This window comes from Streptomyces sp. NPDC098101 (assembly GCF_044760185.1).
Taxonomy (GTDB): Bacteria; Actinomycetota; Actinomycetes; order Streptomycetales; family Streptomycetaceae; genus Streptomyces.
In genome coordinates this window covers 307,794-334,326 of record NZ_JBIWAS010000002.1, presented here as the reverse complement: position 1 = coordinate 334,326, position 26,533 = coordinate 307,794, and the positions used below count along the sequence as shown (strand labels likewise).

Genomic DNA, 26,533 nt, shown 5'->3' with positions numbered 1-26,533 from the left:
TATTTTGTTCCCCGGGGGGGCGCCCCCCCCCCGTGGCCCGTCTGTCCACCCCCCCCCCCCCCCCCCCCCCCCCCCCCCCCCCCCCCCCCCCCAGGAGACCCCCGTGACGCGCGGATTCGATGTCGTGGAGACCTGTATCGCCGACCTGCGCGCGGCGCTGGAGAAGGGCGAGACGACTGCGGTCGGACTGCTCGACGCCTACCTCGCGCGGATCGAGGCGTACGACCGGCCCGGCACGGCCACCGCCCTGAACGCGGTGGTCGTGATGAACCCGCGCGCCCGGGCGGAGGCCGCGGCCTCCGACGCCCGCCGCGCGCGCGGCGAGACGCTGGGGCCGCTGGACGGCATCCCGTACACCGCCAAGGACAGCTACCTCGCCGAGGGGCTCACGGCCGCGTCCGGCTCCCCCGCCTTCGAGCACCTCGTGGCCCGGCGCGACGCCTTCGCCGTCGAGCGGCTGCGCGCGGGCGGCGCGGTCCTCATCGGCCTGACCAACATGCCGCCGATGGCGAACGGCGGGATGCAGCGCGGCGTGTACGGCCGCGCGGAGAGCCCGTACAGCGCCGACTGGCTCACCAGCGCCTACGGTTCCGGCTCCTCCAACGGCTCCGGCACGGCGACGGCGGCGTCCTTCGGCGCGTTCGGCCTCGGCGAGGAGACCTGGTCCTCGGGCCGCGCCCCCGCCTCGAACAACGCGCTGTGCGCCTACACCCCCAGCCGCGGCGTGATCTCGGTCCGCGGCAACTGGCCGCTCGTGCCGACCATGGACGTCGTGGTCCCGCACACCCGCACCATGGCCGACCTGCTCGAACTGCTCGACGTCATCGTCGCCGACGACCCGGAGACCCGCGGGGACCTGTGGCGCGCGCAGCCGTGGGTGGCGCTGCCCCCGGCGTCGCGGGTGCGCCCCGCCTCCTACCCGGCCCTCGCGCCCGCCGACGCCGGGGCCGCGTCCGCCGTGCTCGCCGGCAAGCGCGTCGGCGTGCCCCGGATGTACGTCAACGCCGACCCGGACGCCGGGACGAACCCCGACGGAGGCATCGGTGGCCAGACGGGGCAGCGCGTCGACACCCGCCCCTCGGTGATCGCCCTGTGGGAAGCGGCCCGCCGCGACCTGGAGGCCGCCGGGGCCGAGGTGGTCGAGGTCGACTTCCCCGTGGTCACCAACTACGAATCCGACCGCCCCGGAGCGCCCTCGCTGCTCACCCGCGGCCTCGTCGGCCGCGCGTACCTGACCTTCGAGATCGAGGACCTGTCCGCCTGGGCCTGGGACGACTTCCTGCGGGCCAACGGCGACCCGGCGCTGTCCAGCCTGGCCGACGTCGACGGGGACCGCATCTGGCCCCGGCGGGAGGGCGAACTGCCCGACCGGTACGAGGGCTTCGACGACACGATCGGCGAGTACCCCCGCTTCGTGCGCGAGCGCCCGTACGCCTCCCTCGCCGACATGCCGCTCCTGGAGGAGGGGCTGCGCGGCCTGGAGGAGACGCGCCGCGTCGACCTGGAGCTGTGGATGGACGGGCTGGGCCTGGACGCGGTGGTCTTCCCCGCGGTCGCCGACGTCGGCCCCGCCGACATGGACGTCAACGCGGCGTCCGCCGACCTCGGCTGGCGCAACGGCGTCTGGGTCGCCAACGGCAACCTGGTCCCCCGCCACCTCGGCATCCCGACCGTGACCGTGCCCATGGGCACCATGACGGACACGGACATGCCCGTCGGACTGACCTTCGCGGGCCGCGCCTACGACGACAACGCCCTGCTGTCCCTCGCGGCGGCCTTCGAGAAGACCGGCAACCGCCGCACGGCACCGCCGCGCACGCCGCGCCTGCCGGCGGAGTGATCCGACCCACCGCCGGGCGCGGCATCCGGCCGCGCCCGCTCCGAGCCGGACCGGGTGGCCGGCCTCAGTGGTCCCGTCGCTCGGCGGTCCTGCGGGGGTCGTCCGCCAGGATCCGGGCGGCGAGCCGGCGGGCCTGTTCCTCGGGCGGGTGGTCGGGGGTGGTGAGGAGTGCGTACGTGTACGCCTCCGGGGGCTCGCCGGGGCCCCGGGTCCGGTGGAAGTCGACGTCGACGCCCTCCGGGTACGCGAGCTCCTCGGGGACGCCGGGCTCCGCGCGGCGGGGCGAGACGTCCGTGAGGACGCAGCCCCAGCGCGCGAACCAGCCGCTGTCCGCGAGGATCCCGCCGAGGAGACGGGCGACGGTGTCCACCGGCTCCTCCCAGCCGCGGTCCGCCGCCGCCCGGGCGAGTTCGGCCTCGTACCGGGCGGCGTCGAAGCGGTGGGGCGGCGGTACGGCGAGGGTGCCGCCGGTGTTCTCCCAGGAGTCCCAGATCACCAGGTCGCCCTCGCGGCGCACGGTGACGTACAGGGCCCCGCAGCAGCCGGCCGTGCAGGTCGGCTCGGCGATCGCGACCCTGCGGGGCTCCTCCGTGGCCGTCAGCGGCCAGGTCCCGGCCGGCCCCGTCCAGTACCGGCGGCTGGGCGCCCTGCCGTCCGGGCAGGCCTCCCCCAGGACGTCCGCGCCGTCGATCAGGGGCCGCACCTCGGCCCACGGGTCCGCCGTCCAGTCGTCCGGGATCCGGTGCCGCAGGGTCAGGGTGTGGAGCACCACCGGGTCGTCGTCGGTCATGCGTACATGATCGGCCAGTTCGGTACGGGCGCCCAAGCCGTTTCCGGGCGGGAGAGCCCCCGCGTGCGCGGACCCCCGTACCGCGCACGCGGGGCGTATCGGGAGTGGTCAGCAGTGGGGCACGTAGTTCTGGATGCGGCCCGTGGTCAGGTAGTAGTCGCTGACGTAGCGGTAGCCGGAGGCCGTGTAGAGGCCGGCCCAGATGTTGTAGTTGTTGACGGAGGTCCCGGTGGTCCAGCAGTCGACCTCGACCTTGGTGCCGTTGGCCAGGGTCCACAGGGTGGTGGAGGTCGTGCTCGGCCGGCTGTGGACCTTCAGGCCGCTGGGCGCCTTCTGCACGTAGGCGCACCAGGCCCTGGGGTCGCTGCCGGAGGAGCCGCAGCGGAAGGCGTCGGCGGAGGCGCCCGGCGCGAGGGCGAGGCCCGCGGCGAAGAGCGCGGCGGTGGCGGCCGCGACGACGGACGCGGGCTTCCTGTGCTGACGGAACATGTGATCCCCCTCGGACATGTGCTCTCTCGGACACGTGCTTTCTCGGACCGCACCGGTTCCGGCCGCGTGCGGCCCGGTCCCGGTGCCTCGCGAGTCGGTCGTGGACAGGGAAGACGTTAGGGTCCGGCCGCCTCCGCGCGCGTCCCACGGTGAGTTGATCCCGGGTAAACCTGTGCGGTACTCCGCCGGGAGCCCGGACACGGGCCGCTCCGGCCGCTCCGGCCGCTCGGCTCCGGGTGATCCGCGTCACAGGGCGCCGGAGGTGTCACAGGAACCGGTCGGGCGGTGTCTTGAGGACGAGCCCCCCGGAAGGGGCGGCCCCCTTGAACGGAGGAGACACCATGACCGGGAACACCGAAGTGGTCGTGATCGGCGGCGGGTACGCCGGTGTCATGGCGGCCAATCGTCTGACGCGGCGCGACGACGTGGCGGTGACGCTGGTCAACCCGCGCCCGTCGTTCGTCCACCGGGTCCGGCTGCACCAGCTGGCGGGCGGGACCGGCGAGGCGGTCGTCGGCTACCCGGAGGTGCTGGGCGCACGCGTCCGGCTGGTGGTCGGCAGCGCCGTGCGGATCGACACGGCCGGGCGCCGCGTGGAGCTGGCCGGCGGCGGCACGGTCGGCTACGACCGCCTGGTCTACGCGGTGGGCAGCGGAAGCGCCGACCCGGACGTGCCCGGAGCCGCGCGGTTCGCCCTGCCGCTCGCCTCCCTGGAGGAGGCCGAGCGGCTGCGGCCGGCGCTCGGCGCCGCGCCCGCGACGGCCCCGGTGACGGTCGTCGGGGCCGGTCCGACCGGCATCGAGACCGCCGCCGAGCTGGCGGAGACCGGGCGTGCCGTGACCCTGGTCTGCGGCGGCGTGCTCGGCCCGTACCTGCACCCCCGGGGCCGGCGTGCGGTCGCCCGGCGGCTGGACCGGCTCGGGGTGACCGTGCTCGACGGCTCCGGCACGCGGGTGGCGGAGGTGACCCGCGAGGCCGTACGGCTCGCCGACGGGCGCGGGCTGCCGAGCGCGGTGACGATCTGGACGGCCGGGTTCGGCGTGCCGGACCTGGCCGCGCGCAGCGGGCTGAGCACCGACGCGCTGGGCCGGCTGCTCACGGACGAGACGCTGACCAGCGTGGACGACGAGCGGATCGTCGCGGCCGGGGACTCGGCGGCGCCCTCGGGCCTGCCGCTGCGGATGAGCTGCCAGGCCGCGATCCCGCTGGGCGCGCGGGCCGCCGACACGGTGCTCGCCCGGATCGCGGGGGAACGGCCCGAGCCCCTGCGCGAGTCCTTCGCGGGCCAGTGCGTCAGCCTCGGGCGGCGGGAGGGCATCTTCCAGTTCGCCCGCCGCGACGTCGCCGTCCCGTTCCACGTCGACGGGCGCGCCGGCGCGAAGCTCAAGGAGAAGGTGTGCGCGGGCATCGTCGGGCATCTGGCGGGCGAGGCCGGCGCCCCCGGTTCGTACCGTCTGCACCGCGTCCCCGGGGACACGCGGCGCCGGCGGCTGGCGGAGGCGCGTCGTACGGGAGAGGCTCTTGCCCCGGACCCCACCGGCGCCGCCGACGCCACGAGCACCGCGAGCGCCACGAGCACCCCGACCGCCGACCGCCCGCCCCGGTCCTGAGGGAGCCGACGTGAAGCAGCCCGAGACGGGAGAACCCCGCGTGAACGAGCCCGGAGCCGACCGGAGCGGCACCGACCTGAGCGGCACCGATCGAACCAGTACCGGTACCGGTACCGGCCGGCACGGTGGCGGCCCCGCCACCGACGTCTTCGTCGCCCACCGCAACCTGCTCTTCACCGTCGCCTACGAGATGCTCGGCTCGGCGGCCGACGCCGAGGACGTCCTCCAGGAGACCTGGCTGCGCTGGATCGAGGTCGACCTGGAGGAGGTGCGCGACCGGCGCGCCTACCTGGTCCGGATCACGACCCGGCAGGCGCTCAACCGGCTGCGCGCGGCGAGCCGCCGCCGGGAGGCGTACGTCGGCCCGTGGCTGCCCGAGCCGCTGCTGACCGCGCCGGACGTGGCCGAGGACGTCGAGCTCGCCGAGAGCGTGTCGATGGCGATGATGCTCGTCCTCGAAACGCTGTCGCCGACCGAACGCGCCGTCTTCGTGCTGCGCGAGGCCTTCGGCGTCGGGTACGACGAGATCGCGGCCGCCGTCGGCAAGAGCCCCGCCGCCGTCCGCCAGATCGCGCACCGCGCCCGCCGGCACGTCGACGCCCGCCGCCCCCGCCGGGTGGTCCCCCCGTCCGAGGCGAGGGCGGCCCTGGAGTCGTTCCGGAACGCCGTCGAGGGCAGGGACCTCCAGGGGCTCCTCGACGTGCTCGCCCCCGACGTCGTCCTGGTGAGCGACGGCGGCGGTGTGAAGCGGGCCGCGGTGCGGCCGGTCGTCGGGGCCGGGAAGGTGGCCCGCTTCTACCTCGGCGGCTCCGCGAAGGCCGGGTTCGCGATCACCTGCGAGCCCACGGCCGTCAACGGCGGCCCGGCGCTCGCCGTGTACCTGGACGGCGCGTTCGACGGCGTCATGGCGCTCCGGGTCGTGGACGGCCGCGTCACCGGCCTCTATTACGTCCGCAACCCCGAGAAGCTGACCCGCGTCACGGCGGAGACCCCCCTCACCCTGCGGTGAGCCCGTCCCCCGGCAGGGGACCTCAGCGGACGGGACGGTTCAGCCGCACCTTGACGAGGGTGGTCTCCACGCCGCTGTCGACCAGCCGGCCGTTCGCGTCGAAGGCGCCGGGGCCGTCCGTCATGCCGAAGTCGTTGTCGTTGAGCAGGACGAGGGTGGAGGAGCCCTCGACGGCGACGCCCTCGATCTTGCCGGGGACGCCCTTCACCGTGTTGAGGTCGATGACGAGGTCCTTCCGGAGGACCGGCACGCGCGCCGACGCCGGGTCGTCGAGCTGCTCCAGGGCGGGCCGGGTGGCGGGGTCGTCCCAGGCCGAGCCCAGGATGTCGGCGGAGCGGCGGAGGCGGACCTCGTAGAGGCGGGCGGCCTTGTCGGTGCGCTCCTGGACCAGGAGGCGGTCGCCGCCGAGCGCGACGAGCGCGGACAGCTTCAGCTCGGAGGTCTTGGTCTGGCCGGGCTCGACGGTGCCGACCGGGTCGAAGCGGTAGGCGTACTCGGCGGTGACGCGGTTCTGGCGCGGGGAGAAGCGCAGCAGCCGGGTGGTGCGGGACTCCTTGCCCGCGGCCTCGTCGGGGTTGAGCAGCGGGCTCTGGAGGCCGAGGACGAGGTCGCCGCCGGGGAGCAGTGCGAGGCCCTCGAAGCCGCGGTTGATCTTGCGCTTGAGGAAGATCGCGGGCAGTGACTCGACCACCGGGTAGTCGGCGCCGGTCAGGTTCAGGCCCTTCGGCACGTGGCGGGCGAGGACCCGGCCCTTCGCGGAGACGTGGACGAGGGACGGCCCGTACTCGTCCACCAGCCAGAAGCCGCCGTCCCGGTCCCGCACGATGCCCTCGGTGTCCAGGCCGTTCGGGTCGTACGGGAGGGGGGTGGAGGCGTCGTACGTGTAGGGGGCCTCGTCGCGGCCGGGCTGGTTGGACAGGCCGGTCACGGGGGCGCCGCGGGAGGTGGTGACCGGGAGCGTCTCCAGGACCTGGATGCGGCCGCCGACGACGCGGATCTTCACGATGGCCGGGTCGAAGCCGGGCACGGGGAAGGTGCGGCGCTTGTCCTTGCCGATCTCGATCTGGCCGTTGGGGCCGCGGTCGGTGACGGTCCAGTACTCGCCGCGCCGCTCCGCCGGGAACAGGTCGCTGCCGATGCCGCCCAGGTCGATGTCCCGGTCGTCCGCGACGCTGCCCGGGATCACGGCGTTGCTGAAGGCGGCCAGCGGGAGGTCGGGCAGGGTCGCGGTGGAGACGACGCGGCCGGCGGGGCCGCCGTGGCCGCGGTGCGCCGACGCCCCGTCCGCCGTCCCCCCGACCACCGTGAGGGCGAGCGCGGCGGACAACGGCAGGACCACGGCGGCGGGCCGGCGGCGCAGGAGGCGCGGAATCATCTGGGTGAACTCCCTTGGAGCACGTGGGCCTTCGGACGCGCGAAGGACGGAGGGGCGGGGGACGGCGGCCCCATGGTCTGTTTCCGGCCACAACGCGGAGCGACGCGTACGCGGCGCCGGGGCGATCCCTGGGTGAACGCGCGGCACCGCCCCGCACACCGAAGCGAAAGCGTGTTCGAAATCCCTCTCCGTGCGAGAGGATCCCCCCATGCCGATCACTCCCCGCGCCCTCAACCGCTCCACCCTCGCCCGGCAGTTGCTCCTCGCCCGCGAGCCCGTCGGCGTCGAGGACGCCGTGCGGCGGGTGGTGGCCCTCCAGGCGCAGCGGCCGGGTTCGCCGTACGTGGCGCTGTGGAACCGGATCGCGGGCTTCGACCCCGCGCGGTTCGACGAGGCCCTGAACGGGTTCCGGGTGGTCCGGTCGACGCTGATGCGGCTCACCCTCCATCAGGTGCACGCCGACGACTACCGGGCCTTCCGGGAGGCCATGGAGCCGACGCTGCGCGGCGGGCGGCTCCACGACCCCCGGTTCAGGGCCGCCGGGTTCACGGCCGCCGACGCCGACGCGCTCCTGCCCGGCCTGCTCGCCCACGCCTCGGAGCCCCGCACCGGGGCCGAGCTGCGGGAGCTGGTCGAGCGGGGCCGGGAAGGGCCGGTGGCGCCCGTGGTCTGGCGGATGGTCCGGCAGTACGCGCCGCTGTGGCACGCGCCGGAGGGCCCGCCGTGGGCGTTCGGGAGCGCGCAGTCCTTCGTCACCGCGTCCGAACGGCCCGCGCTCGCCGACCCGGAGGCGTCCGCCACCGGTCTGGCCGTACTGCTCCGGCGTTATCTGGAGGGGTTCGGTCCGGCCTCCGACGCGGACATGGCCCAGTTCACGACGGCGCCCCGCCGCCTGGTCCGCGAGGCCGTACGCGTACTGCTGGAGGAGGGAACCGAGCGGCTGGAGGGGGCCGACGGGACGGTGCTGTACGACGTCCCGGGCGCGCCGCTCCCCGACGGGGAGGCCCCGGCCCCGCCGCGCCTCCTCGGCATGTGGGACAGCGTCCTCCTCGCGTATGCGGACCGCTCCCGGATCATCCCGCCCGCGTACCGCAAGCTGGTGATCCGGGTGAACGGCGACACGCTGCCGACGCTCCTCGTCGACGGGTACGTCGCCGGGGTCTGGCGGCCCGTCGACGGCGGGATCGAGGCCACGGCCTTCCACCCGCTGCCCGCCGGGGCCTGGGAGGGGCTGGCCGCCGAGGCCGCGGCGCTCGGCGGCCTCCTCGCCGCCCGGGATCCGCTGGTCTACCGCCGCTACGACCACTGGTGGGCCAAGGGCTTCCCGGCGGCCGGGACGCGGGTGCTGCCCGCGGGGTGACGGGCGGTCCGGTCAGCCCTTCGCCGCCACCAGCTCCCGCAGCGCCACGTTGAGCGCGAGGACGTTGACGCGCGGCTCGCCCAGGAAGCCGAGGGCGCGGGGCTCGGTGCGGGCGGCGACGAGCTCCGCGACGGCGGCGACGGGCAGGCCGTTGCGCCGCGCGACCCGGTGGACCTGGAGCCGGGCGTACTCCGGGGAGATGTGCGGGTCCAGGCCGGAGCCGGAGGAGGTGACGGCGTCGGGAGGCACGTCCGCGGGCCGCACCTCGTACGAGGGGGTGGAGTTGTCCGCGACCACGGCCGCCTTCGCCTCCCGCACCCAGCGGATCAGGTCCTCGTTGTCGCCCGAGCGGTTCGTCGCGCCGGACAGGACCAGGGAGTAGCGGGTGTTGACGGAGTTGACGCCCAGGCCGTTCGAGGGGCGGGGCTGGAACCAGCGCAGGTCGGGGGCCGGGGCCCGCCCGCCGTCCTCCGCCGGCAGGTCGTAGCGCTGTCCGACGAGCGAGGAGCCGACGACCCGGCCGCTGCCGTCCCGCACCTCGGAGCCGTTCGCCCGCCCGGGGAAGGCCAGTTGGGCGACGGCGGTGACGGCGAGCGGGTAGAGGACGCCGCACACCAGGGTGAGGACGAGGAGGGCGCGCAGGCCCGCCCGGAACAGGCGTCCGGTCCTCCTGACGGAGTTGTTCATGATCAGTACGCCTTCCGCGTCAACGCAGGCCGGGGAGGAGGGACAGGAGCAGGTCGATGAGCTTGATGCCGGCGAACGGGGCGACCAGGCCGCCGAGTCCGTAGACCGCGAGGTTGCGCCGGAGCATCGCGTCGGCGCCGGCCGGCCGGTAGCGCACGCCCCGCAGGGCGAGCGGGACCAGGGCGACGATGACCAGGGCGTTGAAGATCACGGCGGAGAGGATCGCGGACTCGGGCGAGGCCAGGCCCATGACGTTGAGCCGGTCCAGGCCCGGGTAGGCCGCCGCGAACAGCGCGGGGATGATCGCGAAGTACTTCGCCACGTCGTTGGCGATCGAGAAGGTCGTCAGGGCGCCCCGGGTGATCAGGAGCTGCTTGCCGATCGCGACGATCTCGATGAGCTTGGTGGGGTCGGAGTCGAGGTCGACCATGTTGCCGGCCTCCTTCGCGGCCGACGTGCCGGTGTTCATGGCGACGCCGACGTCCGCCTGGGCGAGGGCCGGGGCGTCGTTCGTCCCGTCGCCGGTCATCGCGACCAGTTTCCCGCCCGCCTGCTCCCGCCGGATGAGGGCGAGCTTGTCCTCGGGGGTGGCCTCGGCGAGGAAGTCGTCGATCCCGGCCTCCTCCGCGACGGCCTCCGCGGTCAGCGGGTTGTCGCCGGTGACCATGACCGTACGGATGCCCATGCGGCGCAGTTCGGCGAACCGTTCCCGCATCCCCTCCTTGACGACGTCCTTCAGGTGGACGACGCCCAGGACGCGGGCGCCCCCGCCGTCCTCCACGGCCACGAGCAGCGGGGTGCCGCCGGCCCGGGCGATCCCGTCCGCGAGCTCCCGCGCGTCCCCGGCGACCCGGCCGCCGCGCTCCTCCACCCAGGCCGCGACCGCGCCGCTCGCGCCCTTGCGGATCCTGCGGCCGCCGGCGTCCACGCCGGACATGCGGCTCCGGGCGGTGAAGGCGACCCACTCGGCGTCGGCCGGGGCGTCCGGGAAGGGGGCGGCGCCCGCCTCCGCGAGGTCCACGATCGAGCGCCCCTCGGGCGTCTCGTCGGCGAGCGAGGAGAGCCGGGCGGCCCCGGCGAGCTCGGCCTCGGTGACGCCCGCCACCGGCACGAACGCGCCGGCCCGCCGGTTGCCGAGGGTGATCGTGCCCGTCTTGTCCAGGAGCAGGGTGCCGACGTCGCCCGCGGCCTCGACGGCGCGGCCGGACATCGCGAGGACGTTCCGCCGGACCAGCCGGTCCATGCCCGCGATGCCGATCGCGGAGAGCAGCGCGCCGATCGTCGTCGGGATCAGGCAGACGAGCAGGGCCGTCAGGACGATCAGGGAGGTCTGCCCGTCGGCGCCCGCGTAGACCGCGAAGGGCTTGAGGGTGACGACGGCGAGCAGGAAGACGACCGTGAGGGAGGCGAGCAGGACGTTCAGGGCGACCTCGTTGGGGGTCTTCCTGCGGTCGGCCCCCTCGACCAGGCCGATCATCCGGTCGATGAAGGTGTCGCCGGGCTTCGCGGTGATCCTGACGACGATCCGGTCGGAGAGCACCTTCGTGCCGCCGGTCACGGCGCAGCGGTCGCCGCCCGACTCGCGGACGACCGGCGCGGACTCGCCCGTGATCGCGGACTCGTCCACGGAGGCGACCCCCTCGACGACGTCGCCGTCGCCGGGTATGACGTCGCCGGCCTCGCAGACCACCAGGTCGCCGACGCGCAGTGCGGTGCCGGGCACCGGCTCCTCCCCGATCCCGGCGGACCCGCCGGTCCCTGCGGACCCGCCGGTCCCGGTGACCCGGCGGGCGACCGTGCCGGTCCTGGCCCTGCGCAGGGTGTCCGCCTGGGCCTTGCCCCGGCCCTCCGCGACCGCCTCCGCCAGGTTGGCGAAGAGCGTGGTGAGCCACAGCCAGGCGCTGATCGCCCAGCCGAACAGGTCGCCGGGGTCGGTGAGCGCGAGCCCGGTGGTGAGCACGGAGCCGACCCACACCACGAACATGACGGGGGACTTGACCATGGCCCGGGGGTCGAGCTTCCGGAGCGCGTCCGGGAGGGCGGCGGCCAGCTGCCCCGGGTCGAAGAGGCCTCCGCCGGCGCGGCCGGACCGGGTGTCCGGGCGCTGGTCCCCGGGGGCGCCGGCCCGTGGGGGCCGGGCGGGTGCGGTGGTGCTCATGCGGCGAGCCCTTCGGCGAGCGGTCCCAGCGCGAGGGCCGGGAAGTGGGTGAGTCCGGCGACGATCGCGACCGTGCCGAGGAGGAGGCCGCCGAACAGCGGCTTGTCGGTGCGCAGGGTGCCCGCGGTGCGGGGCACGGGCGTCTGCCCGGCGAGCGAGCCGGCCAGGGCGAGGACGAACACCATCGGCAGGAAGCGGCCGAGGAGCATCACGACGCCGAGCGTGGTGTTGAACCACGGGGTGTCGGCGTTCAGGCCGGCGAACGCGGAGCCGTTGTTGTTGGCGGCCGAGGTGTACGCGTAGAGGACCTCGGAGAAGCCGTGCGCGCCGGAGTGGGTCATCGAATCGGCCGTGGCGGGCAGGGCCAGCGCGACGGCGGTGAACCCCAGGGCGAGCGCCGGGGTGACCAGGAGGTAGCAGGCGGCGTGCGTGATCTCGCGGACGCCGATCCGCCGGCCCAGGTACTCGGGGGTGCGGCCGACCATCAGGCCGGCGACGAACACCGCGATCACGGCCATGATCAGCATTCCGTACAGGCCGGAGCCGACGCCGCCGGGCGCGAGTTCGCCCAGTTGCATCCCGAGCAGGGTGATCCCGCCGCCGAAGCCGGTGTACGAGGAGTGGAAGGAGTTCACGGCGCCGGTCGAGGTCAGCGTGGTCGCCACCGCGAAGAGCGCCGAGCCGCCGATCCCGAAGCGGATCTCCTTGCCCTCGGTGGCGCCTCCGGCGAGGTCGAAGGCGGGGCCGTGGGGGGCGTGTTCGGTCCACAGCATCAGGGCGGTGAAGCCGGCCCAGATCGCGGCCATCGCGCCGAGGATCGCGTACCCCTGCCGGAGGGAGCCGGCCATCCGGCCGAAGGTCCGGGTCAGGGAGAAGGGGACGAGCAGGATCAGATAGACCTGGAAGAGGTTGGAGAAGGCGTTCGGGTTCTCGAAGGGGTGGGCGGAGTTGGCGTTGAAGTAGCCGCCGCCGTTGGTGCCGAGGACCTTGACGGCCTCCTGGGAGGCGACCGCGCCGCCGTTCCACTGCTGGGTGCCGCCCGTGAACCGCCCCACCTCGTGGATGCCGGAGAGGTTCTGGATCGTGCCGCACGCGACCAGGACGACGGCGGCGACGACGGAGAGCGGCAGCAGGATCCGGACCGTGCCCCGGACCAGGTCGGCCCAGAAGTTGCCCAGTTCACCGGTACGGGATCCGGTGCGGGATCCGGTGAAGCCGCGGACGAGGGCGACCGCCACCGCCATGCCGACCGCCGCCGACACGAAGTTCTGCACGGCGAGGCCGCCGGTCTGCACGACGTGGCCCATGGCCTGTTCGCCGTAGTACGACTGCCAGTTGGTGTTGGTCACGAACGAGACGGCGGTGTTGAACGCCTGGTCCGGGTCGATCGACGCGAAGCCGAGCGAGCCCGGGAGGACGCCCTGCGCCCGCTGGAGCAGATAGAGGAGGAGGACGCCGGCGGCGGAGAAGGCGAGGACGCAGCGCAGGTAGGCGGGCCACCGCATCCGCGTGTCGGGGTCGGCGCCGATCGCCCGGTAGATCCACCGCTCGGGGGCGAGGTGCCGCTCCGAGGAGTAGACGCGGGCCATGTGGTCGCCCAGCGGGCGGTGGGAGAGGCCGAGGGCGACGGCCAGGGCCAGGAACTGGAGGGATGCCGCGAGGACGGGGCTCATTCTTCTCTCGCCTCAGAACCGGTCGGGCTTGACGAGGGCGAGGACGAGATAGCCCAGGAGGCCGGCGGCCACCAGGAGCCCGACGACGTTCTCGGTGCTCACTGCTTGGCCACCCCCCTGGCGACGAGGGCCACCAGCGCGAAGAGCGCGATCGTGGTGGCGACGAAGGCCGCGTCGGCCATCGTGGACTCCCGGATGGAGAGGGTCCCGGCTGCGGGAGCGGGACGGAGCTTTTCGGACGAGACGAGGAAACCCCCTCCCGGACCGCCCGCCGCCTTCCGTTGACGCTCCCCTGACGTCGCGGACGTCCTTCTTGACGCTTCCCGTACGTCTCCTGACGCGCTCCTGACGCCCGGGCCCCCGCCGTCACGGACCCATTGCCAGGCGCCCGGACGTGCGCATATCTTCGAGGCCACACCTACGGACCGGGATGCTCGTCAGTCCCGGGGCGGTCCGCCGTTCACGGGCCGGACGGCGGGGAGCGGACCCTCGGGACGACGGGGACGCTGGACGCCGGGCGTACGGGATATCCGTATCCACGTACCCGCGGGAGCTGAGCAGCACATGAGCAAGCACGTCCTGGCACAGAACCAGTACGGCAAGGCCGAGAACCGGATCGTCACCGTGACCCGCAAGGGCGACGACGGGGCCTGGCACGAGATCCGCGACCTGAACGTGTCGGTGGCGCTGCGCGGCGAGTACCGCGACGTGCACCTGACCGGCGACAACGCCAACTGCCTGCCGACCGACACCACCAAGAACACGGTCTACGCCTTCGCCAAGGAGCACGGCGTCGCCTCCCCCGAGGCCTTCGCGATCCGCCTCGCCCGGCACTTCGTGACCTCGCAGCCGGTCGTCCACGAGGCGCAGATCCGGGTCGAGGAGTTCGCCTGGGAGCGGATTCCGGTCCCGACGCGCAAGGAGCAGCACTCCTTCGTCCGCAAGGGCCAGGAGGTCCGCACCGCGCAGGTCACGTACTCGGAGGCCACCGGCCTCCAGGTCCAGTCGGGCCTGAAGGAGCTGACCGTGATGAACTCGACCAACTCCGAGTTCCACGGCTTCATCAAGGACGAGTACACGACGCTCCAGGAGGCGTACGACCGGATCCTGGCCACCAAGGTCACCGCCCGCTGGGCGCACTCGGCCACGGCGGCGGCGGACCCGGAGCACGACTGGGACCGCTCGTACGGAAAGGTGCGCCGGCACCTCCTTGAGGCCTTCGCGGAGACGTACAGCTACTCCCTCCAGCAGACCCTGCACGCGATGGCGGACCGGGTCCTGGACCACGTCCCCACGGTCAACGAGGTGCGGCTCAACCTGCCGAACAAGCACCACTTCCTGGTGGACCTGGAGCCGTTCGGCCTGAAGAACGAGAACGAGGTGTACTTCGCGGCCGACCGGATGTACGGCCTCATCGAGGGCACCGTCCACCGGCAGGGCGTCCGGCCGGTGATCGCGACGAGCGACTGGATCACCGCCTAGGGCCGGAGCGGGACCGTCCGAGGCGAGGCGCACGGGCCCGGTTCCCGGCCTGGGGCATTAACCGGCCCGGCCCGTGCCGCCTCGCTCTGCGATGGTCCGGCCACGCAGGGCGACGGGTCAAAGCACGGACGGTGAGTCTGTCAGATCCCCGCGGGGCGTTCCGGAGGGCCGCGCGGGGGTCCGCCGGGGGTCGTGGAGAGGGCCGTGACCTGCGCGGAAGCGGGGGGAGGTGGTCCGGCCACCATCAGGCGGCCGATTCGGGTGCCGGGTACACCTCGTCCCCGGGGGCGGTCACGGGCGACGGTGGTGGTGCAGCGGGAAGGAGCTGCGCACCCCTTCGGGCAGGAGTCTCGTGAGTACATCCGTCGCAACCAAGCGCAGGGCCACCACCGGGGCCGTCGCCCCGGCCGTCCCCCTGGGCGCCGCCAGGTCCGCCGGCGCGGCCGGTACGCGCGAGAACGTCTACGCCGAGCTGTGTGCCGCGCTCTTCTCCGGCTTCGCCCGCCGCGACCAGCGCCTGAAGGCCGAGCAGTACCTGCACGGCCTGCTCACCGCGCAGGGCCGCAAGTCGATCCGCAACATCGCCGCGCAGATCGGCGGCCCGGCGGCCGAGCAGAGCCTGCACCACTTCGTCTCCAGCTCCACCTGGGACTGGCAGCCCATGCGGGCGGCGCTCGGCCGCCACCTGGAGCGGAACGGCTGCCCGCAGGCCTGGGTGGTGCGGCCCATGCCGATCCCGAAGGCCGGGGAGCACTCCGTGGGCGTGGACCGGCGCTTCGACCCGGAGCGCGGTCAGGTCTTCCACGGCCAGCAGGCCTTCGGCGTGTGGTTCGCGGGCGAGGACCTGAGCGTCCCGGTCAACTGGCGTCTCTTCCTGCCGGACCCCTGGGTGAACGACCGCACGCGGCGCGACCGCGCGGAGGTCCCCGACGAGGCCGGCGAGGAGACCCTGGAGGAGTGCGCGGTCGCGGCCGCGCTCGACACCGCCCGCTGGTCCGACGTCACCCGCAAGCCGGTCCTCATCGACATCCGGGGCGGCGCGGGCCGCGCGGCCCTCACCCGGCTCGCCGCGGCCGGGGTGCCGGTCGTGGCCCGGATCGGTCCGGGCTCCCGGCTCGCGATCGCGGACCGCTCGCTGCCCGGCTTCGGGGCGGGCCCGCTGTCCGCCGTGCAGATACTGGAGTCCCTCAAGGGGCTGCGCAGGCCGGTGAGCTGGGTGGACACGGTGGGGGGCGTGCGGACCTCGCGGACCTCGCTCGCCACGGCCGTCCGGGTGGCGCTGCCGACGCCGGGCGGGGAGCGGATGCGTCCGCTGGTGCTGCTCGGCGAGTGGGACGACCCCCGGCGGGCCCCGTCCCGGGTGTGGATCAGCGACCTGACCGGTTCCCAGGTGGGCACCCTGCTGCGGCTGACGAAGCTGGCGCGCCGGGTGGAGCGGGACTTCACCGAGGTCGGGGAGGGGGCGGGGCTCCGGGACTTCGTGGGCCGCTCGTTCCGCGGCTGGCACCGGCACATCACCCTGGCCTCGGCGGCCCACGCGGCGACGCTCCTGTCCGCCCAGTGGGAGTCGGGCTACGGCTCGGCGCGGGGTTACGGCTCGGGGCAGGGGTACGGCTCCGGCTACGGTTCGCGGCGCTCGGCGAGCTGAGGCCCGAGGGCCCGCCGGGCGGCGATCGGCCCCCGGCCGGGCTCAGCGCTCCGGCCAGGTGCCACGCTCCGGTCAGGCTCCGCGCTCCGGCGGGCGGAGCGGCTCGGGGACGACGCGGCCCCGGGCCAGGGCCTCCCGGGTGCGCTGGAGCCGGAGCGCCAGCTGCACCTCCAGGACCTGGCCGGGCTTCTGCCACTCGGGGCCGAGGAGTTCGCCGATCCGCTCCAGTCGGCGGGAGACCGTGTTGGGGTGGACGTGCAGCGCCTCGGCCGCGTTCGTCGGGCTGCCGCCGGAGGCGAAGTACGCCTCCAGGGTGTGGGTGAGGTCGGTGAACCGCTCGGCGTCGTAGTCGAGCACGGGCCCGATCGCCGACTCCACGAAGCCGTCCACGTCGTTGTCGTCGGAGAGCAGCAGCCCCAGGAAGCCCAGGTCCCGCACGGAGGCCGCCGAGCCGGCGCCGCCGAGGGCGCTCATCGCGTCGAGGCAGCGCCAGGCCTCCCGGTGCATCCGCCCCACGGCGTCCGGGCTCCAGCCGGGTCCGGCGGAGGCGACGGAGACGGGGTGCCCGAGCAGCGGGGACAGTTCGGCGGCGACGGCCCGGGCGGCGGCCGAGGCGTCGTCCCCCGGCAGCAGCAGCACGATGCAGCCGCCCTGCACGGTCTTCAGACCGGAGAGGCGGTACGCGTACGAGGACGCCCAGACGACCGCCCGGCCCTGCTCGCCGCCCTCGGGCCGGGCGAGCACGAGGACGTGCGGCCGGCGCAGGTCGACGCCGAGGCGGCCGGCCCGCTGGGCGATCTGCTGCGGGGCGTGCGGCGGGTCCGCGATGAGGTCGTCGAGGAGTTCGTCGCGGACGGGGCCCTCGGCGACGGCCGTGGAGCGCCGCATGAGGAGGAGGAAGGCGACGGACTGGGCGGCGAGTTCGAGGAGCCGTTCGTCCTCGCCGGTGAGTCCTCCGGCGGCGTGGACGACGAGGCCGCCGAGGTTCTCGGAGCCCGCGATGACGGGCGCGACCCAGGTGTCGTCGGCGGCGAGGACCGGGCGGCGGCGGGCGTGGGCGTCGAGCGAGGCCTTCTCCACGGCCTCTTCGACGGCCTCCTCGTCGAAGCCGGGGACGTCCCCGATCATGGCGAGGACCCGGCCGCCGGGGTCGCGGATCAGGACGCTCGCGTCGAGGGCGTCGGCGGCGGCCTTGGCGACGTTGCGCAGGTCGCCGCCCGCGAGGACGAGGTTCATGATGCGGCCGTGGGCCTCGCTGACGTGCCGCATCCGGGTGAGCCGGGTCCGCACCCGGGAGCTGTCCCGCTCCAGTTCGGAGACCTCGGCGCGGGTCCGGTCGAGGAGGCCGGCCTTCTCGACGGCGAGGGCGGCCAGGTCGGCGAGGGCGGCGAGGAGTCCGATCTCCTCGGCGGTGTGGTGGCGGACGCGCCGGTCCGCGCCGAACAGGGTGCCGATGACGGTGTCGCCGCTGCGCAGCGGCGCGGCCACGATCGCGTGCAGGCCCTCGGTGCGCAGGGCGGTTTCGGCGGCCTCGTCGAAGGCGGGGGCGTGGACGCCCGCGTCGAGGGAGCCGGAGGGGGCGAACCGCTCGTCGGCGAGGTAGTCGGGGGTCCAGACGGGTTCGCCGTGGAGCTGGACGGCGCCGCCGAGTCCGTACCCCTCGGTGATCCTGAGGCCGGGGGCGAGGCGCGGTCCCTCGGCGTGGCCGGGCCGGGTGCCCTCGGCGGTGTGGACGTAGCAGGCGCCGTGCGGGCCGCGCAGGGTGACGTAGGCCAGGTCGAGGCCGAGGAGCCGGCGGGCGCGGCGGGTGATGACGTGCAGCAGGCCGTCGAGGTCGTAGGAGAGGGTGAGGTCGCGGGCGGTGTCGGTGAGGGCGTCGAGTCCGGCCTCGCGGCGCGCGTCGTGGGCGCGTTCGGCGTGGACCTGGCCGGCGAGGACGACGGCCCGCTCCAGGCGGTCGAGGTCCGCGCGGCCGAGGCCGTCGCGGCGGGCCTCGTCGAGGAGGGCGTCGAAGCGGGTGGGCGGGGCCTGCCGGGCGAGCAGTTCGAGGACCGTGAGCAGCGCGTCGGCACCACCGGCTCCGTCCGCGCCGTGCGTCGTCATGGTCCGAGCCCCCGTATGTCGAGCGAAATCGGGCACCTCGGAGGAAACCCGTCCTGCCCGCCGAAACTAATTCGGCTTCGGAAGCCGGTCAACGGTGAGCTGCGGCACTTCATTCCCTCCGGGGAGCCGGAAGGGGCCGGTCGGCGGCCCGGGAGCGGCCGTTCGGGGGCCGACGGGCCGTCAGACGGGGGAGCCCGCCGGGACGAGCCGGGGGCGGGGCGGGGTGTACTGGGCGGGGACGCGGAGGCCGAGGGCGGGGCGTCCTCCGGTGTGCCGCACGGCCAGGACCGAGCGCTGGAGGCGGCGCAGCCGCGCCGAGGGCTCCATGCCGCTCTCCGCCTTGAGGGCGAGGCGCAGCCGCTCGTACACGGTGAGGGCCTCGTCGTGCTGGCCGCAGCGCAGCAGGGCGACCATGAGGTGGGCGTGCAGGGGCTCGTTGGTGCGGTAGCGGGCGACGAGTCCGGTGAGCTCCGGGACGAGTTCGGCGTGCCGGCCGAGGCCGAGCTGTGCTTCGAGCCACTGGTCGAGGACGCTGAGCCGGGAGGTTTCGAGGCGCTCGATCTCCCTGCGGAGCCGGGGTCCGGCGGCGACGCCCGCGTACGGGTCGCCGCGCCAGAGGGCCAGGGCCTCGCCGAGGCGGAGGGCGGCGCGCGGGAGGTCGCCGGCCTCCATGGCGCGGTAGCCGGCGCCGGCCGCGCGCTCGAACTGCCAGACGTCGTGGGCGCCGCCGCCGGTGTCGAGCCGGTAGCCGCCGGGCTGGGAGACGAGGACCGCGTCGGCGGTGCGCCGGCCGGACCAGTCGGCCCCCCGGCCGGCCGGGCCGGTGCCGCGCAGGGCGTCCTCGACGAGGGCGCGCAGCCCGGCTATGTGGGCCTGGAGCTCCGCGCGGGCGCCGCGCGGCGCGCCGGACGGCCACAGCTCCTCGGTCAGGACCGTCACGGGGACGACCTGGTCGGCGCTGGCCGTGAGCAGGGCGAGCAGCTGCCGGGGCGCGGCCGCCGTCGGGGTGATCGACGCCCCGTTCTCACGTACCGACAGTCCCCCCAGGATCCTGACGTCCACCTTGCCCCCTCAGTGCCTGCGCGGCGTCTGCGCGCGGGATGACTCTCGATGATTAGAAAAGACCCCCGTAGGCATGTCAATAAGAAACCGGAGGGTACGGAATCACCTCCCGGGATATCGGGGTGATTCACCCCCTTTGTCGTGCTATTGGTGCGTCAAGTTTTCGTCACTGGCCGATAACGCACCCGTGGCGAAAGACTGTTTCCGGACTCGGGGGTACGCTTTCGGGGGTCCTTCGCGGAGTGCGGGGTGACCGGGACCCTCGACTTCGCGCCACAAACAGACGGCTCGGTACGGTTCCGGGCGGGGGGGCGCGGGCGGTTCCTAGAGCACCGCGGCGGCGGTGAGCAGGCCGAAGGCGATGGTGACCAGGACCGTGCGGGCGCGGTGGAAGCCGTTCCAGCGGTCCTCGAAGGCGGCCCGGACCGCCGCCGGGTCCCCGGCGGGGGCGCTCGCCAGGGCGTTGTTGAGGGGGATGTTGCCGCCGAGGGTGACCGCGTGGTTGAGGACCGCGCACACGAGCCCCGCGAGGAGGAGCCACTTCTGCATGTCCGTGCGCCCGTCGACGGGGACGAGGAGCGCGGCGGCGGGGAAGGCGACCGCGCCGAGGAAGACCGTGAGGAACACGGCCCTCGGCACGTACTCGTTGATCCGGCGCATCGTCGTGACGAACTCGGCGTCCGTCAGGCGGGCGAGCGCGGGCATGACCCCGGTCAGGAAGACCAGCATGAAACCGGCGTAGAGGCCGGTGCAGACGACGGCGAGGGCGAGCAGCAGGGTGGCCATGGGCCATTCTGTCCCGCTGCCCGCCCCGTACGTCAGGCGTCGCGCATCGCGCGAGGGGGGCGGTCAGGCGTGCGCGTCGCGCGAGGGGGGTCCGTCAGCTGTACGGGTCGCCCGACCGCAGTTCGCCCTCCCCCGGCCGGCCCGGCTCCGACGGTTCCTCCGCCGGGCCGCGCAGGCGCTCCGCCCGCCGCACCGCGTCGGCGAGTTCCCGCACCACCGCCGAGCCGGAGCGCCCGGCGATCGCGTCGGCGTGTCCCGCGAGCGTCCCGAGCGCCGGCGTCCCCGGCAGCGCGCCGCCGCGCAGGGTGTCCGCGAAGTAGGCGGCGATCGCGGTCAGTTGCAGGCTGTCGTGGCCGGAGCCCCAGATGTCGGCGGTCAGGGCGCCGGTCGCGACGGTGCCGGAGCGCTCGCGCGGGGCGCGGGTGGCGGGGTCGAGCCAGCGGACGGTGGCGGTGGCGACGGTCCCGGTCGCCCCGGGCCTGGTCCGCACCGCGTACAGCGCGGTGACCGTGTGCCCGGCCCCGATCTCGCCGCCGTCCACCCGGTCGTCGCGGAAGTCCTCGTCCGCGACCTCCCGGTTCTCATAGCCGATCAGCCGGAACTTCTCGACGGTCCGCCGGTCGAAGGCGACCTGTGCCTTGGCGTCGCGGGCGCGCAGCTCGACGTGGGCGGGCAGCTGGTCGACGAAGACCTTGCGGGCCTGCGCCGGGGTGGAGACGTACGTCGTCTGGCCGTCCCCCTTGTCCGCGAGCTTCTCCATGAACGCGTCGCCGTACTCGCTGCCGACCCCGACGCCGAAGAGGGTGATCCCGTACGCCCTGCGCTCCTCGTCGATGCGGGCGAGGATCGTCTCCGCCTCGGTGGAGCCGGTGTTGGCGAGGGCGTCGGAGAGCAGCACGACCCGGTTGGTGGCGCCCTTGCGGTGGCCGGCGACGGCGACGTCGTAGCCGGTGCGGACGCCGGCCTCGACGTTGGTGGACGCGCCGGTCGCCAGGGAGTCCACCACCTCGCGGATCCGGCCCCCGGCCTCCCCGACGCGGGTCATGGGCAGCCGGGTCTCGGCCTCGGAGCTGAAGGTGACGAGGGCGATCGAGTCGTCGTCGCGGAGCTGGTCCACGAGCAGCCCGAGGGACTCCTTGACGAGGTCGAGGCGTCCGGGCTCGTCCATGGAGCCGGAGACGTCGACGACGAAGGTGAGCGCGGCGGGCGGGCGTTCGCCGCTCCGGTCCGCGCCCCGGGTGGCGAGCCCGACCCGGACCAGGGACCAGCCGTCCCGTCCGGCGCGGGCGCCGTCGAGGGTGACGCTGAAGCCGTCGTCGGCGGGGCGTTCGTAGTTCGGGCGGAAGCTGTTGACGAACTCCTCGGGGCGCACGGTCGCCGGATCGGGCAGCCGCCCCTCGGCGAGGGCGCGGCGGGCGTAGCCGTACGAGGCGGTGTCGACGTCCAGGGCGAAGGTGGACAGGTAGTCGGGGGCGGGCGACGGGGACCGCTGCTCGCCCTCCCGGGGCGCGGCCGTCCCGGTGCGGCCCGCGTCGGGGGCGCCCGTTCCGGCGCGGCCGCCGTCGGGGACGGCCGGGGCGGTGCGGCCGTTCTCCTTCGCGCCCCGGTCGACGGCGGTCCCGTCGCCGGACGCGCCGCAGCCCGTGAGGGCGATTCCGGCGGCGAGCAACCCCGCGATCACGGCCGGGACCCGGGCCCGGCGGGGCCGGGACCCGCTCGTCTCGTTGCGTTCCATTCCATGTCCCCCTCTTCGTAAGGCACTTGTGAATGTGACGAACGACGGCTCCGAAAAGAGCAGTCGAAGGGGTTGCGGATGGATCTCGATGCGGCAACGGCGACACGGGTGAACCCCGGTGGCATGGATTCGCCATCCTTCTCAACAGGGGTTGTCACCGTGTGCAGTCACATGCGTACATGGAGTGGACATCGATCGGCGGGGGTGGTCAGCGGTGGCAGAGAGCGCGGGCTCCGTGATGCTCGCCCGTTCGGCGATGAACCGGGCCGCGACCGAGGGACAGCGGCCCGCGGGGCGTCCGGTCCGGGGAGCGCGGCGCATCAGTGCCGCGCTCGCCGGGCTGGCCGCCTCCACCCGGCACGAGTTGCTGACCTTCGACGACCCGGTCGCGTCCACGGGCTACGCGATCCCCGAGCCGTTCCTGGAGCTGGCGGGGGCGTGCATGAGGGCCGCGGCGGAGCGGGCCGACGAGGTGCGGCGGATCCTCCCCCGGCACGCGCTGCCCCACATCGAGGGCGGGCCGGGGATCCCGGGCCGGGCCCGTCTGGTGGAGTCGATCCCGTTCAAGATGATCCTCGTGGACCGGACGGTGGCGGCGGTCCCGCTCGATCTGGAGCTGTTCTACAACGGGCTGCTGCTGATCCGCGATCCGGTGGTGGTGCAGGCCCTCGGCCGGGCCCACCACGTCTGCTGGGCGATGGCCGAGGACCCGGTGGCGTACACGGTGCCGTCCCCCTCGCCCCCGCCGGACGACCTGCCGCCGCAGCTGCGCCCGGTGCTCGACGCGCTCCTCGCGGGGCTCACGGACGAGACGGCGGCGGCCCGGCTCGGCATGTCCGCCCGGACCTACAGCCGGCGGGTCGGGGAACTGATGGCGGCCCTCGGCACGACGAGCCGCTTCCGCGCGGGCGCGGAAGCGGCTCGGAGGGGGTGGTTGTGAGGGCCGTTCACCCGGTCAGGACACGATGTCCTTGCGGGCGAAGCCCCGGAAGGCGAGGGCGAAGAGGACCAGGGCGTACGTCAGGGAGATCGCCGTGCCCTTCACCATGCCGCCCCACTCCAGCTGGGGCTGGAGCGCGTCGATCCAGGCGAACTGCCAGTGCGCGGGCAGGAAGTCGCGCCAGTCGCCGAGCGCGGTGACGGCGTCCAGGACGTTGCCGACGATGGTCAGGCCGACGGCGCCGCCCACCGCGCCGAGCGGGGCGTCGGTGCGGGTGGAGAGCCAGAAGGCGAGTCCGGCGGTGACCAGTTGGGAGGCGAAGACGAAGGCGACCGCGATCGCGATCCTGACCAGGGCGTCCCCGGCCGGCACCGAGCCGCCGGTCGGCAGCTGGAGCGGGCCCCAGCCGTAGGCGACCGTGCCCGCCACCAGGGCCACCAGCGGGAGGAGGACCATCGCGGCCGCGCTGTAGGCGAGCGCGACCACCAGCTTGGAGGCGAGGAGCCGGGAGCGGGGCACGGGCGCGGCGAGCAGGTAGCGCAGCGAGGACCAGCCGGCCTCGGAGGCGACGGTGTCCCCGCAGAACAGCGCCACGGGGATGACGAGGAGGAAGCCGGCCGAGACGAAGAGGCAGGTGGCCGCGAAGTTGGCGCCCGAGGTCGTCGCCGTGTCCAGGAGGGTGACGCGGCCGTCGCGGTCGCCGTCCCCGGTGCCGCCGATCGCGAAGGCCGCGATCAGGACGAACGGCAGGGCGGCCAGGACGGCGCCCATCACCAGGGTGCGGCGGCGCTTCCACTGGCGCAGGGCCTCGACGCGCAGCGGCAGGGTGCGTCCGGGCCGGTAGCCGGGGGCGGACTCGGCCGGGCGTTCGGCCGTGAGGGTGCCGGGGGTACGGGGAGTGCCGGGGGTATGGGGGGTGCCGGGGGCGCTGCTCATGCGGCTCCTCCTCCGATCAGGGTCAGGAACGCGTCCTCCAGGCGCCGGTGCGGCCCGACCCCGGTCAGCGGCACGTCCAGGCGGACGAGTTCGCCGATGAGGGCGGTCGCGTCGGCGCCGTCGAGCCGGACCAGGAGTCCGGCGTCGGTGCGGGCGGCCGAGCCGACGCCCGGCAGGGCGCCGATCTTCTCGACGAGGGCGTCCGGGAGGACGGGCAGGGGCGCGCCGTCGGGGGTCCGTTCGGCGAGGGTGACGAGGAGGGTGTCGCCGGAGCCGGTGATCTCCGCGACCGGCCCGGCCTGCACGAGCCGTCCCCGGTCCATGACGACGAGGTGGGTGCAGGACTGCTCGACCTCCGCCAGGAGGTGGCTGGAGACGATGACGGTGCGGCCCCCGGCCGCGTACCGGATCATCACCTCCCGCATCTCGCGGATCTGCGGCGGGTCGAGTCCGTTGGTCGGCTCGTCCAGGATCAGCAGGTCCGGCAGGCCGAGCATGGCCTGGGCGAGGGCGAGGCGCTGGCGCATCCCCTGCGAGTAGGTGCGCACGGCGCGCTCCAGGGCGCCGCCCAGGTTGGCGATCCGCAGGGCCTCGTCGACGTGGGCGTCCCCGGCGGGGCGGCCGGTGGCCTTCCAGTACAGGTCGAGGTTCTCCCGGCCCGACAGGTGCGGCAGGAAGCCGGCGCCCTCGACGAAGGCGCCGACCCGGGAGAGGACCGGGGCGCCGGGCCGGATGGCCTGACCGAAGACCCGGATCTCGCCCTCGTCGGGGGCGATGAGGCCCATCAACATGCGCAGGGTGGTGGTCTTGCCCGCGCCGTTGGGCCCGAGGAGGCCGAGGACCTGGCCCTGCTCGACGCGGAAGGACAGGTCCTTGACGCTGTACCGCTCGCCGCCCTTGTACTTCTTGGACAGGCCGGTGATCAGGAGCGGTACGGCGGCGAGTTCCGGGTCGGGGGCGGGCGCGGCGGTCCTGCGGCGGGCCGTCAGGAGCAGGACGGCGGCGGCGGCGAGACCGATCAGCGGCAGGCCCCACACCCACCAGGGCAGAGCGGCGGCCCGGGTGGTGAGGCCGGGCGCGGTGGGGACGGTCAGCGGGCCCTGGACGGCGACGGTGTAGGCGGCGGGGGCGGCCGGGGAGGCGTAGCCGAGGTCGGTGGCGGCGACGACGAGCCGCAGCCGGTGCCCGGCCTCCACCTCGTGGTCGATCGCGGGCAGCGTCAGGGTGACGTCCCGGCCCGCCCGGGCGTCCTCGACGCGGACGGGGGCGACGAGCTGGGCGGGCAGCACCTGCCGGCGGCCGTCGGGGCCGACGTCGTACACCTTGGCGAAGAGGACGGCGGAGCCGTCGGCGGCGGTCGAGGTGACCTTGACGCGGACGGTCGGCGCACCGGTGATCCGCAGCGCCCCGGTCTGCGGCTTCGCGTCGAAGCGGGCGTGCTGGCCGGGGAAGTCGAGGGAGAGGCCGACGCCGAGGGAGGAGAGGCCGGAGAGTCCGCCGCCGAGGCCGGGGACGGCCGAGACGGCGGGCGGGGCGCCGCCCGGCGGGTTGGCGAAGGTCTGCGGGGCGCCGCCGAGGGGGACGTCCGCGGTGCCGGAGGCGAGGCCCGGGTAGCGGTCGGCGGTCGCGGCGCGGGTGGTGGCCCGGCCGTTGGTGGAGTCGACGCCGCCGGTGCGGCTGACGCGGAAGGCGGGTCCGGTGTCGGCGGAGGCGTCCTTCTTCAGCCAGCGGTCGAACCAGGCGCCGACGCGCCGCTCGACGCGCTCGGTCTCCTGGTCGCCGCCGTCGTGGCCGCCGGCGGTCCAGTCGACGGCGACGGGGGCGCCGTTGGCGGCGAGGGTCCGGGCCATGGCGTCGGACTGGGCCAGGGTGAAGAGCGAGTCGGACTGGCCCTGCACGAGGAGCGCGGGCACCTTGATCCTGCTCCCGACGGCGGAGGGGCTGCGGGCTTCGAGCAGCGCGCGGGCGGCGGCGTCGGGCTTCCCGGAGACGGCGACGCGCTGGTAGAGCGAGCAGAGCTCGGCGGTGAAACGCCCGCAGGCGGGGGGCTTGGCGGCGGCCTTCCCGGCTCCGGCGGCGGTGGCCCCGCCGGGAGCAGGGGCCGTGGCCGGGGTCTCCCCGGTGGCGGGCCCCTCCCCCGCGCCCGGCCGGACCCCGGCGCCCGCCCCGTTCCCCGCGGAGAAGAAGATCCCGGCCCAGAGCTTCTTGAAGACGCCGTCCGGGAAGAGGGCGTCGGCGAGGTTCCAGTACGTGATCCGGGGGGCGATCGCGTCGACGCGCGGGTCGTGCCCGGCGGCGAGCAGGGAGATCGCGCCGCCGTAGGAGGCGCCGCTGACGCCGACGCGCGGGTCGCCCGCCTTGTCGAGGAGGACCTCGGGCCGGTCCGCGAGCCAGTCGATCAGCCGGCTGACGTCCCTGACCTCGTGCTCGGGGTCGTTGAGGCCGATCTCCCCGGTGGAGGCGCCGAAGCCGCGGGCGGACCAGGTGAGGACGGCGTAGCCCTCGCGGGCCAGCCCCTCGGCCTGGGCGCGGACGTCGTCCTTGGAGCCGCCGAAACCGTGGCCGAGCAGGACGGCGGGCCTGCGCCCGTCGCCGTCGCCGGTGAAGTACGAGGTGTCGAGCCGTACGCCGTCGACGTCGAGCGTCCGGTCCGCGCGGTGCACGGGCGGTGGATCGTCCGAGGCGACGGCGGTCCAGGTGCCGGCACCCGCGAGGACGGTGAGCGCGGCGGTGACCGCGGCCCACCGGGGAAGTCGGAGTCGCATGGTCCCGAGCCTAAGCGGCGCCCCTGTGGACCGCGGCGCCCCGAAGGCGGAGGTCCCGCACCTCCTGGGGTCGTACGGAGTACGG

The 26,533-nt window shown here is 74.8% G+C and carries 20 protein-coding genes; 7 read left to right on the top strand and 13 right to left on the bottom strand.

Features of this window, described 5'->3' with window-relative positions:
- Nucleotides 1-103: 103 nt before the first annotated feature.
- Nucleotides 104-1,840 carry an amidase gene (locus tag ACIQVI_RS08630; RefSeq protein WP_403592885.1) on the top strand — a complete coding sequence of 579 codons (1,737 nt, stop codon included), beginning with the start codon at nucleotides 104-106 and terminating at the stop codon, nucleotides 1,838-1,840.
- Between the two features lie 64 nt (nucleotides 1,841-1,904).
- On the opposite strand, the gene ACIQVI_RS08625 is transcribed toward ACIQVI_RS08630, so the two are convergent.
- Together ACIQVI_RS08625 and ACIQVI_RS08620 are read right to left on the bottom strand one after the other, a co-directional pair.
- Nucleotides 1,905-2,630: a hypothetical protein gene (locus ACIQVI_RS08625; protein WP_403592882.1), complete on the bottom strand. Its 726-nt coding sequence runs from the start codon at nucleotides 2,628-2,630 to the stop codon at nucleotides 1,905-1,907.
- A 108-nt stretch (nucleotides 2,631-2,738) separates the two neighbouring features.
- Nucleotides 2,739-3,119: an SH3 domain-containing protein gene (locus ACIQVI_RS08620; RefSeq protein WP_351968687.1), complete on the bottom strand. Its 381-nt coding sequence runs from the start codon at nucleotides 3,117-3,119 to the stop codon at nucleotides 2,739-2,741.
- 341 nt (nucleotides 3,120-3,460) lie between these two features.
- On the opposite strand from ACIQVI_RS08620, the gene ACIQVI_RS08615 reads away from it, so the two are divergent.
- Nucleotides 3,461-4,729 carry an NAD(P)/FAD-dependent oxidoreductase gene (locus ACIQVI_RS08615; RefSeq protein WP_403592879.1) on the top strand — a complete coding sequence of 423 codons (1,269 nt, stop codon included), beginning with the start codon at nucleotides 3,461-3,463 and terminating at the stop codon, nucleotides 4,727-4,729.
- A gap of 76 nt (nucleotides 4,730-4,805) precedes the next feature.
- A complete protein-coding gene (locus ACIQVI_RS08610; protein ID WP_403594485.1) occupies nucleotides 4,806-5,738 on the top strand; it encodes an RNA polymerase sigma-70 factor in 933 nt (310 codons plus the stop codon).
- Nucleotides 5,739-5,760: 22 nt separating this feature from the next.
- On the opposite strand, the gene ACIQVI_RS08605 is transcribed toward ACIQVI_RS08610, so the two are convergent.
- Nucleotides 5,761-7,113: an esterase-like activity of phytase family protein gene (locus ACIQVI_RS08605; RefSeq protein WP_403592876.1), complete on the bottom strand. Its 1,353-nt coding sequence runs from the start codon at nucleotides 7,111-7,113 to the stop codon at nucleotides 5,761-5,763.
- Between the two features lie 208 nt (nucleotides 7,114-7,321).
- Between ACIQVI_RS08605 and ACIQVI_RS08600 the strand changes: the two genes are divergently transcribed.
- Complete coding sequence (locus tag ACIQVI_RS08600; protein ID WP_403592873.1) at nucleotides 7,322-8,473, top strand: winged helix DNA-binding domain-containing protein; 1,152 nt, start codon at nucleotides 7,322-7,324, stop codon at nucleotides 8,471-8,473.
- Nucleotides 8,474-8,485: 12 nt separating this feature from the next.
- Here ACIQVI_RS08600 and ACIQVI_RS08595 read toward each other — a convergent pair whose 3' ends face one another.
- The 4 genes from ACIQVI_RS08595 to kdpF are packed head-to-tail and all read right to left on the bottom strand — an operon-like array spanning nucleotide 8,486 to nucleotide 13,093.
- A complete protein-coding gene (locus tag ACIQVI_RS08595) occupies nucleotides 8,486-9,160 on the bottom strand; it encodes a potassium-transporting ATPase subunit C (RefSeq protein ID WP_403592869.1) in 675 nt (224 codons plus the stop codon).
- A gap of 19 nt (nucleotides 9,161-9,179) precedes the next feature.
- Entirely contained in the window at nucleotides 9,180-11,318 is a 2,139-nt protein-coding gene (gene kdpB, locus ACIQVI_RS08590) for a potassium-transporting ATPase subunit KdpB (RefSeq protein WP_403592866.1), read from the bottom strand.
- Nucleotides 11,315-12,991 carry a potassium-transporting ATPase subunit KdpA gene (gene kdpA, locus ACIQVI_RS08585; RefSeq protein ID WP_403592863.1) on the bottom strand — a complete coding sequence of 559 codons (1,677 nt, stop codon included), beginning with the start codon at nucleotides 12,989-12,991 and terminating at the stop codon, nucleotides 11,315-11,317. The genes kdpB and kdpA overlap by 4 nt, the downstream gene beginning before the upstream one ends.
- Before the next feature lie 12 nt (nucleotides 12,992-13,003).
- Nucleotides 13,004-13,093, bottom strand: a complete 90-nt coding sequence (gene kdpF / locus ACIQVI_RS08580; RefSeq protein ID WP_351968694.1) for a K(+)-transporting ATPase subunit F — start codon at nucleotides 13,091-13,093, stop codon at nucleotides 13,004-13,006.
- Nucleotides 13,094-13,555: 462 nt separating this feature from the next.
- Between kdpF and pucL the strand changes: the two genes are divergently transcribed.
- Complete coding sequence (pucL, locus tag ACIQVI_RS08575; RefSeq protein WP_403592860.1) at nucleotides 13,556-14,473, top strand: factor-independent urate hydroxylase; 918 nt, start codon at nucleotides 13,556-13,558, stop codon at nucleotides 14,471-14,473.
- Nucleotides 14,474-14,825: 352 nt separating this feature from the next.
- Nucleotides 14,826-16,121, top strand: coding sequence for a transposase (locus tag ACIQVI_RS08570; protein WP_351968696.1), 1,296 nt, complete (start codon nucleotides 14,826-14,828; stop codon nucleotides 16,119-16,121).
- Between the two features lie 72 nt (nucleotides 16,122-16,193).
- On the opposite strand, the gene ACIQVI_RS08565 is transcribed toward ACIQVI_RS08570, so the two are convergent.
- From ACIQVI_RS08565 to ACIQVI_RS08550, 4 genes are all read right to left on the bottom strand, one after another.
- Entirely contained in the window at nucleotides 16,194-18,224 is a 2,031-nt protein-coding gene (locus ACIQVI_RS08565) for a helix-turn-helix domain-containing protein (RefSeq protein WP_403592857.1), read from the bottom strand.
- 180 nt (nucleotides 18,225-18,404) lie between these two features.
- Nucleotides 18,405-19,286: a BTAD domain-containing putative transcriptional regulator gene (locus ACIQVI_RS08560; RefSeq protein WP_403592854.1), complete on the bottom strand. Its 882-nt coding sequence runs from the start codon at nucleotides 19,284-19,286 to the stop codon at nucleotides 18,405-18,407.
- A 324-nt stretch (nucleotides 19,287-19,610) separates the two neighbouring features.
- On the bottom strand, nucleotides 19,611-20,072 hold the full coding sequence (locus ACIQVI_RS08555; RefSeq protein ID WP_403592851.1) for a DUF1772 domain-containing protein: 462 nt from the start codon (nucleotides 20,070-20,072) through the stop codon (nucleotides 19,611-19,613).
- 94 nt (nucleotides 20,073-20,166) lie between these two features.
- The gene (locus ACIQVI_RS08550) at nucleotides 20,167-21,807 is read right to left on the bottom strand and encodes a von Willebrand factor type A domain-containing protein (RefSeq protein WP_403592848.1); all 1,641 of its coding nucleotides are present in this window, start codon (nucleotides 21,805-21,807) and stop codon (nucleotides 20,167-20,169) included.
- 214 nt (nucleotides 21,808-22,021) lie between these two features.
- Here ACIQVI_RS08550 and ACIQVI_RS08545 point away from each other — a divergent pair, with 214 nt between their 5' ends.
- Nucleotides 22,022-22,747 (top strand): DNA-binding response regulator, encoded by a 726-nt coding sequence (locus tag ACIQVI_RS08545; protein WP_403592845.1) that lies wholly within the window; start codon nucleotides 22,022-22,024, stop codon nucleotides 22,745-22,747.
- 15 nt (nucleotides 22,748-22,762) lie between these two features.
- Here ACIQVI_RS08545 and ACIQVI_RS08540 read toward each other — a convergent pair whose 3' ends face one another.
- Nucleotides 22,763-23,683 (bottom strand): ABC transporter permease, encoded by a 921-nt coding sequence (locus ACIQVI_RS08540; protein ID WP_403592842.1) that lies wholly within the window; start codon nucleotides 23,681-23,683, stop codon nucleotides 22,763-22,765.
- Nucleotides 23,680-26,448, bottom strand: a complete 2,769-nt coding sequence (locus tag ACIQVI_RS08535) for a CocE/NonD family hydrolase (protein ID WP_403592839.1) — start codon at nucleotides 26,446-26,448, stop codon at nucleotides 23,680-23,682. Before ACIQVI_RS08535 ends, ACIQVI_RS08540 begins: the two co-directional genes overlap by 4 nt.
- Nucleotides 26,449-26,533: the final 85 nt, after the last annotated feature.